Source organism: Roseateles sp. (assembly GCF_031397715.1).
GTDB lineage: Bacteria > Pseudomonadota > Gammaproteobacteria > Burkholderiales > Burkholderiaceae_C > Paucibacter_A.
In genome coordinates this window covers 1-7,178 of sequence record NZ_JANNMI010000484.1, presented here as the reverse complement: position 1 = coordinate 7,178, position 7,178 = coordinate 1, and the positions used below count along the sequence as shown (strand labels likewise).

The window sequence follows — 7,178 nt, the reverse complement described above, 5'->3', positions numbered from 1 at the left end:
GCCGGCCTGTGCGACGCCTTCCCGGCCGAGACGGTGGCGCTCTACAAACTGATGCGCGCCAAACGCTATGACGAGGCGCTGAAGCTCTATCAATGGTTCATGCCGCTCTTGCATCTGGACGTGCACGCCAAGCTGGTGCAGAACATCAAGCTGGCGGAGATGATGGCCGGCGTCGGCAACGAGACCGTGCGCCGGCCACGTCTGCCCCTGGTCGGCGACGAGCGCGCCCGCGTGATGTCCATCATCCAGCGTGGCCTGGACACCCGGCCCGATCTGTCTGGTTTGCTCTAGTCAAAAGTCACGGTGGAGCCTGCGATGATGCGGCCAAGATGAAATCAGCCTCCGCCCCCGCCACCCCGCTCGACCAACGCCGGAACCTTGGCGACGGCGCTGACAAGCGCCGTTATGCCGATCAGGCCTACGACAAGCTGGAAGCCATGATCTCAACCCTGGTGTTGCGGCCCGGCGCTCCGATTGTCGAGTCCGAGCTGATCGCCCACACCGGCCTGGGCCGCACGCCAACGCGCGAGGCCCTGATGCGCTTGGTCGCCAGCGGTCTGATCGTCCAGCAGCCGCGCCGCGGCTTGTTGGTGAGCGATATCCGCCTGGCCGAGCACCTCGATTTGCTCGAAGCCCGGCGGGTGTTGGAACGTTTGATCGCCGCCACCTCGGCGCGCCGCGCGACGCCGCAGCAGCGCCAAGATTTACTTGGCAGCGCCGAGCAAATGATGGCCGCAGCCCAGGCCTCGGATCTGCCCAGCTATATGGCGGCCGACCAAGCGCTCGATCATGTCAACCACGCCGCCTGCCGCAACATCTTTGCGGCGGCGGCGGTGGTGCCGATGGCGATCCAATGCCGGCGCTTTTGGTATGCCTATCAGCATCAAGGCGATATGCATGAAGGCGCGCGCTGCCATTTGGGCCTGGCTCAAGCGATTGCCGCCGGTGAGCCGACGGCGGCCGCAGCGGCGTCGGACGCACTCTTGGACTATCTGCGCCACTACGCGCAGGCGGTCATTGCCTGAACATCAACTGACATTTAGCCATGCGCTTTATTGACTCCCACACCGGCGGCGAGCCGACCCGCGTGCTGATCTCCGGCGGCCCCGATCTGGGCCGCGGCAGCATGGCCGAGCGGCTGACGCTGCTGCGTGAACAGCATGACCGCTGGCGCAGCGCGCTGGTCAATGAACCGCGCGGCTCCGAGGTCCTGGTCGGCGCGCTGCTGTGCGAGCCGGTCGACCCGGCCCATTGCTGCGGCGTGATCTTCTTCAACAACGTCGGGTTTCTTGGCATGTGCGGCCACGGCACGATCGGCCTAATCGCCACGCTGGCCTATCTGGGTCGCATAGTCCCGGGCGAGCACCGCATCGAAACGCCGGTCGGCGTCGTCACCGCCACGCTGGCCGCAGACGGACGCGTCAGCGTCGCCAATGTGGCGGCCTATCGCCACGCGGCGCAAGTCGTGCTGGCGGTCCCCGGTCACGGCCTGCTGCATGGTGATGTGGCTTGGGGCGGCAACTGGTTTTTTCTGTGCGCGGACCATGGCATGAGCCTGCAGCTCGACCAAGCCGAGGCGCTGACCGATTTGGGCTGGCGCATTCGCCAAGCCCTGCGGGATCAAGGCATCAGCGGCGCGGGCGGCCAGGAGATCGACCATATCGAGCTGACCGGCCCGGCCCAAGACCCGGCCAATCAGGGCCGCAACTTCGTGCTCTGCCCCGGCAAAGCCTATGACCGTTCGCCCTGCGGCACCGGCACCAGCGCCAAGCTGGCCTGCCTGGCGGCCGACGGCAAACTGGCGGCCGGCGAAATCTGGCGCCAGGAGAGCGTCATCGGCACGGTGTTTGAAGCCGACTACGAAACCGACAGAGCCAGCGGCAGCAACGGCCAAATCTTGCCGCGCATCCAGGGCCGCGCCTATGTCAATTTGGACGCCACCCTGGTGTTCCAGCCCGGCGACCCGTTCGGCTGGGGCATTCCAGTTTGATGATGAAACAGCGCCGCACAGCCGATGTGCTGATCGTCGGCGCCGGCATCATCGGTGCCGCCTGCGCGCGGGCCTATGCGCGCCAGGGTTTGTCGGTCTGCGTGATCGAGCCCGCCGCTATCGGCGGCGGCGCAACTGCGGCGGCGATGGGGCATCTGCTGGTGGTCGACGATGAGAGCGGCGGCGCTGACGCCGAATTTCAGCTGACCCGGCGCAGTCAACAGCTTTGGCAGCAATGGCTGGATGAGAGCGCCGACCACCCCGCCCAGGCCGAACATCAGGCCTGCGGCACGCTGTGGATCGCTGCCGACGCCGAGGAGTTGGCCCTGGCCGAGCGCAAGCAGGCGTGGCTAGTCGCGCGCGGCATCCGGGCCGCGCTGCTCAAGCCCACTGAGCTGGCGCGGGCCGAGCCGCTGCTGCGCCCGGGCTTGGCCGGCGCGCTGCAGGTGCCCGGCGATGCGCGGGTCTATCCACCCAAAGTCGCGGCGCGCTGGCTGGCCGAGGCGCGCGCGGAAGTGATCGAGGGTCGGGTCTTGTCGTTCGACGGCAGCAGCGTTTTGCTCGCTGATGGCCGCCGACTGTGGAGCGCGCTGACGGTGCTGTGCGCCGGCCTGGCCAGCCAAACCTGGTTGCCACCGGGCTGGCTGACGCCGAAAAAAGGTCAGTTGGCGATCACCCAGCGCTACCCCGGCTTACTCAGCCACCAACTGGTCGAGCTGGGCTATATCAAAAAAGCCCATCTGAGCGATCAGGACACGGTTTCCTTCAACGTCCAACCGCGCCCCGGCGGGCAAATTCTGATCGGCTCCTCGCGCCAGATCGGCCGCAGCGACCGTGAGTTGGACCCGGCCGTCTTGCAGGAAATGCTGAGCCAAGCCTGCAGCTATCTGCCGGGCCTACGCGACTTGAGCCTGCTGCGCTGCTGGACCGGCGTACGCCCGGCCAGCCGCGACGGCCAACCGCTGATCGGCGCCCACCCGCAGCTGCCGCGGGTCTGGTTGGCCACCGGCCATGAGGGCCTGGGCATCACCACCTCGCTGGCCACGGCCGAGCTGCTGGCCGATTTGAGCCTGGGCGCCGCGCCCCAGTTGGACGCTCACCCCTTCTCACCGAGTCGCTTTTTATGAGCCAGCCGCTGCTAACTGCCCAAATCACCGTCTTCATCAACGGCCGACCCAGCCTGGTTCCGCTGGGCTGCAATGTGGCCGCCGCACTGGCGCATGCTGGCCTGGCCGGCACCCGACGCTCGCTCGGCGGCCAAGCACGTGCGGCCTTTTGCGGCATCGGCCAGTGCCAGGAATGTCGGGTCAGCATCGACGGCCTGGCCCATAGACTGGGCTGCCTAACGCCCGCCAAGGACGGTATGCGCATCGGAACCGAAACATGAGCAGCGCCTTCAGCGCCGATGTGATCGTCGTCGGCGCCGGGCCGGCCGGTATCGCGGCCATAGGCCCGCTGCTGGCGGCCGGGCGCCGCGTCATCTGGGTCGATCAGGGCATGCGGCCCGGCGGGCAGATTTGGCGCGCCGGCCTGGCGCAGCCCTGGGCGCGCCAAATCAGCGCACTGCAGCCACATGCCGGCCTGCGCTGCCTGTTTGGGCATGGCGTTATCGCCGTCGAAGAGGCCAGTTACCGCTTGCGCCTGCAAAACTTGCTTGAGCCGGCCGCCGCCGCGGTCTTGGTGCAGGCGCCGCAAATCCTGTTGGCGCTGGGCGCCCGCGAACGCCACCTGCCCTTTCCGGGCTGGACTCTGCCCGGCGTCAGCGGCGCCGGCGGGCTGCAGGCCTTGATCAAAAGCGGCTGGCCGATTGCCGGCAAACGCGTGGTGCTGGCGGGCTCCGGCCCCTTGCTGCTGGCCGCGGCCGACAGCGCCCGTGCCGCCGGCGCTCAGCTGACACTGGTGGCGGAACAAGCCGGTCGGGCCGCCCTGGCCGGCTTTGCGGCCAAATTGCCGCTCGCCAAACTGGGCCAAGCCGCCGGGCTGGCCTGGCGTTTGCGCGGCAGCAACTATTTGACCGGCAGTTGGGTGGTTAGGGCGATGGGGTCGGAACGGCTGGAAGCCTTGCTGATGAGTGACGGGCGCAGGCAGTGGGAGCTGCCCTGTGATGCGCTCGGCACGGGCTTCGGCCTGCTGCCCAATACGGAACTGGCCGAACTGCTGGGCTGCCAAATAGCAGCCGGTGCGATCAAAGTCGACGCCAGCATGCAGACATCGCTAACTGGTGTTTTTGCGGCGGGCGAATGCGCCGGCATAGGCGGGGTCGACAAGGCGCTGATCGAGGGCCGCATCGCCGCCCTGGCCATGCTGGGTCGCAGCGCACCGGCCACGCAGCGCCGGCAACACGCACGAACCACAAGCTTTGCCAGAGCCTTGGCCGAGGGCTTCGCCTTGCGCCCAGAACTGCTGCAGTTGGCCGACGCCAAGACGCTGATTTGCCGCTGTGAGGATGTCAGCCTGGGCGAGTTGAAGGAACAACGCAGCTGGCGCGACGCCAAGCTGCAAACCCGCTGCGGCATGGGCGCTTGCCAGGGGCGGATTTGCGGGCCGATCTGCGAGAGCCTGCTCGGCTGGCCGGCCATCGCAGCCGCCCGCAGCGTGCGAGCGCCGTTGCAGCCGGCGCCGCTCAGCAAGCTGCTGGATAGCTGAGTCATAACAGCGTCATCAAGTTGGGCGCTAATAGTGGATCGCCCCGCGCTATCTGGCTCCCATGTGGACTCCTGAACGTCACGACCGCATCATCTCGCTGCTGCACCAACGCCAACGCCTGACCACCGACGCCTTCGCGCTGGAGCTGGGTGTCTCCAAGGAAACGGTGCGGCGTGACCTGATCGAGTTGGAGTCAAACGGCAAACTCAAGCGCATGCACGGCGGCGCCGTGCCTTGCGGCTTGCCCGCCGAGAGCCCGGCCGAGGCCAGCTACCTTGAGCGAGCACGGCTGCACAAGGAAGAAAAACGCGCCATCGCGCACGCCGCCGCGGCGCTGATCGAGGCGGGCAGCGCCTGCTTCATCGACGCCGGCTCCAGTACGCATGCGCTGGCCCAAGCGCTGCTGGGTGCCAAGGGCCTGCATGTGATCACCAATTCGATCGACGTGGCAAAAACGCTGGCGGCCAGCCCCGATATCGAGGTGCATTTGCTCGGCGGCAAATTGCAGACCGATGTGCCCGCCACCAGTGGCGAAGCCACGGTCAGCGAAATCGCACGCTTCCATGTGGACTATGCACTGATCTCCCCCACCGCCTTGAGCCCCGAGCATGGCGCCCTGGACTATGCCTGGCACGAAGCCAGCGTGGCGCGCGCCATGTTGGCGCATGCCCGCCACAACATCATGCTGGCCAACGGCAAAAAGCTCGGTCAGGGCAGCCGCGTGCAGATTTGTGCGGCAGCAGCAATCGACTCCTTGGTCACCGACAGCCGCGCCGAGCCGGCTTTGCTGGAGCGCCTGCGCCGGGCCGGCATCAAGCGAGTCATCAGCGCGGCGATCTGAGCTACTGAGCCTCGACCGGCAGGTTCGCGGCGCGCCATTCTGGGAAGCCGCCGCGGAACCAATAGACCTTGCTATGACCTGCCTTCAAGGCCGCGTGGCTGGCCTTGAAGCTCTTCCAGCACTCGGCGCCATTGCAGGCAAACACCACGGGCTTGGCCTTGTCGGCCGGCAGCTTTGAGGTGTCGAATGAATCTTCGCTGAACTTGAAGTCAGAGTCTTTTGCACTCTTCTCGCCGTAGGGCAGCAGTTGCGCGCCGGCAATATGCCCGGCCTTGAACTCCACATCATTGCGGGTGTCGACCAAAACCGCGCCGGTCTTCAGCAGCTGCGCCACTGCAGCGGCGTCAACCACCGCAGCCCCCGGCAAACTGCGCGGCGTGAAGTAGCCCAAGGTCGACACATAGTCAAAGTCCTGGGCCACCAGGGGCTGCAATTTCTGCGCGCCGAAGGCGCCCGGGGCCACCGCCAGGTTCTTGGCCAAGGCGGCGCGCAAGGCATCCGGGGCGAGCGTTGAGCCAGCTTTCAAGGCCACGCCAAACCCCGGCACCGCCTTGCTCTGCATCACCACCTTGAGTGGCTCGCCGGCGGCCACCCAGCGATCAAACACCGCGCGCTCCACCGCCACCACGTCACAGCGCTTGATCTGCAAACAAATCAGCAAGGCGTCTTGATAACGGCTCTCGACCACGGAGGCGAAATGCCGCTTGACCGTGCTGTTAGCGGCATTGAGTTCCCCGCGCAGCAGATAGGTGACGATGCTGTCCTGCTGCGGCAGGCCGACCCGCTTGCCGGCGGCCGACTCCAGGCTGCTGACCGGGCTGCTGCTGAAAGCCACCAGCACTGCCTGCACCGGTTTCTCCACACTGGCAACCGGCACGTAGCCATAGCGCACCGCGCTACCGATCACATGCGCCGGCGCCACGAACAGATCAAACAACCGGGCACGAGTGGCCGACAAATCGGCCGCCGCGTCGGTCGAGGGCGTCAGCTTCAGCGCGGGGCTGCGTTCGGCGCGCAACGATTGCTCGACGATCGCCTTCCAAGCACTGAAGGTGGCAAAGCGTGACTGCTCTGCTTCATCGCCGGGGTTGATCAATACCGAGAAGGACTCGGCCGCTGCGGCTGGCGCGGCAGCGGCACCGGCCAAGGCCAACAGCAGCCAACGGGCCGCAACAATGCTTTGCCGCGCCGGTTTGACCCAGACTCTGCCCGGGCCAGCGTGGCATGAAGAACGCAATTGATATTCCATGGGCGCCAAGTCTAGGCCATAGCCCACCCACTTGTACGGCTAGCGGCGTGGCAAAGTAGCGCTCAACCCGACTTATTAAGTGGTCGCTGCGGATCCGCGCTCATTCACCACATCAGCCCGAGCACCTACTACTCGGTACTGTTGTCCTTGGGTTTTGCGCAACCGGGTTTGCAAACCACTTCGGTGCGGCCCAGTACGCGCTTGGACTGCAGGTTATTCGGTGTCCGGTGCTTGCCGCATTTGAAACATGAGCGGGTGTGACCGCTACCCAGAAAGGGCGACCCGCCCAGTTTTGACTCGTAGCGCAGGCCGTTGCCACTGACGCTGGTGTAGGTGTCTTTGCTCATTGTTGTCACTCCTTGGCCTTGCCGACCCACGGCGCGAGGGGCGCGACGGATCCGGTATACGTTGACTGCTCCCATCCCTCAACGCAATAGTAGGTGGCAGATATG

At 66.2% G+C, this 7,178-nt stretch carries 9 protein-coding genes; 7 read left to right on the top strand and 2 right to left on the bottom strand.

Annotation, left to right across the window (positions count from 1 at the left end):
- From RMO57_RS21570 to RMO57_RS21540, 7 genes are all read left to right on the top strand, one after another.
- Positions 1 to 291: dihydrodipicolinate synthase family protein (locus RMO57_RS21570; RefSeq protein WP_414896475.1), on the top strand; the 291-nt coding region annotated here is incomplete at its 5' end.
- 38 nt (positions 292 to 329) lie between these two features.
- Complete coding sequence (locus RMO57_RS21565; protein ID WP_310390187.1) at positions 330 to 1,025, top strand: GntR family transcriptional regulator; 696 nt, start codon at positions 330 to 332, stop codon at positions 1,023 to 1,025.
- A 20-nt stretch (positions 1,026 to 1,045) separates the two neighbouring features.
- Entirely contained in the window at positions 1,046 to 1,990 is a 945-nt protein-coding gene (locus tag RMO57_RS21560) for a proline racemase family protein (RefSeq protein WP_310390184.1), read from the top strand.
- Positions 1,990 to 3,117: an NAD(P)/FAD-dependent oxidoreductase gene (locus tag RMO57_RS21555; RefSeq protein WP_414896474.1), complete on the top strand. Its 1,128-nt coding sequence runs from the start codon at positions 1,990 to 1,992 to the stop codon at positions 3,115 to 3,117. Before RMO57_RS21560 ends, RMO57_RS21555 begins: the two co-directional genes overlap by 1 nt.
- Positions 3,114 to 3,377 (top strand): 2Fe-2S iron-sulfur cluster-binding protein, encoded by a 264-nt coding sequence (locus tag RMO57_RS21550; protein ID WP_310390182.1) that lies wholly within the window; start codon positions 3,114 to 3,116, stop codon positions 3,375 to 3,377. The genes RMO57_RS21555 and RMO57_RS21550 overlap by 4 nt, the downstream gene beginning before the upstream one ends.
- Positions 3,374 to 4,636, top strand: a complete 1,263-nt coding sequence (locus RMO57_RS21545; RefSeq protein WP_310390180.1) for an FAD-dependent oxidoreductase — start codon at positions 3,374 to 3,376, stop codon at positions 4,634 to 4,636. The genes RMO57_RS21550 and RMO57_RS21545 overlap by 4 nt, the downstream gene beginning before the upstream one ends.
- Positions 4,637 to 4,697: 61 nt before the next feature.
- Positions 4,698 to 5,477, top strand: a complete 780-nt coding sequence (locus RMO57_RS21540; protein ID WP_310390179.1) for a DeoR/GlpR family DNA-binding transcription regulator — start codon at positions 4,698 to 4,700, stop codon at positions 5,475 to 5,477.
- A gap of 1 nt (position 5,478) precedes the next feature.
- Here the strand turns inward: RMO57_RS21540 and RMO57_RS21535 are convergent, their stop codons facing one another.
- Complete coding sequence (locus RMO57_RS21535) at positions 5,479 to 6,726, bottom strand: rhodanese-like domain-containing protein (protein ID WP_310390177.1); 1,248 nt, start codon at positions 6,724 to 6,726, stop codon at positions 5,479 to 5,481.
- Positions 6,727 to 6,854: 128 nt separating this feature from the next.
- Entirely contained in the window at positions 6,855 to 7,073 is a 219-nt protein-coding gene (locus RMO57_RS21530; protein WP_310390175.1) for a hypothetical protein, read from the bottom strand.
- Positions 7,074 to 7,178 lie beyond the last annotated feature (105 nt).

What these genes read in the sequence shown, in the direction of transcription:
- RMO57_RS21560 (WP_310390184.1), top strand. Translation starts at nt 1,046, where the DNA reads ATGCGCTTTATTGACTCCCACACCGGCGGCGAGCCGACCCGCGTGCTG.
- RMO57_RS21550 (WP_310390182.1), top strand. Translation starts at nt 3,114, where the DNA reads ATGAGCCAGCCGCTGCTAACTGCCCAAATCACCGTCTTCATCAACGGC.
- RMO57_RS21545 (WP_310390180.1), top strand. Translation starts at nt 3,374, where the DNA reads ATGAGCAGCGCCTTCAGCGCCGATGTGATCGTCGTCGGCGCCGGGCCG.
- RMO57_RS21535 (WP_310390177.1), bottom strand. Translation starts at nt 6,726, where the DNA reads ATGGAATATCAATTGCGTTCTTCATGCCACGCTGGCCCGGGCAGAGTC.
- RMO57_RS21530 (WP_310390175.1), bottom strand. Translation starts at nt 7,073, where the DNA reads ATGAGCAAAGACACCTACACCAGCGTCAGTGGCAACGGCCTGCGCTAC.
- RMO57_RS21565 (WP_310390187.1), top strand. Translation starts at nt 330, where the DNA reads ATGAAATCAGCCTCCGCCCCCGCCACCCCGCTCGACCAACGCCGGAAC.
- RMO57_RS21540 (WP_310390179.1), top strand. Translation starts at nt 4,698, where the DNA reads ATGTGGACTCCTGAACGTCACGACCGCATCATCTCGCTGCTGCACCAA.
- RMO57_RS21555 (WP_414896474.1), top strand. Translation starts at nt 1,990, where the DNA reads ATGATGAAACAGCGCCGCACAGCCGATGTGCTGATCGTCGGCGCCGGC.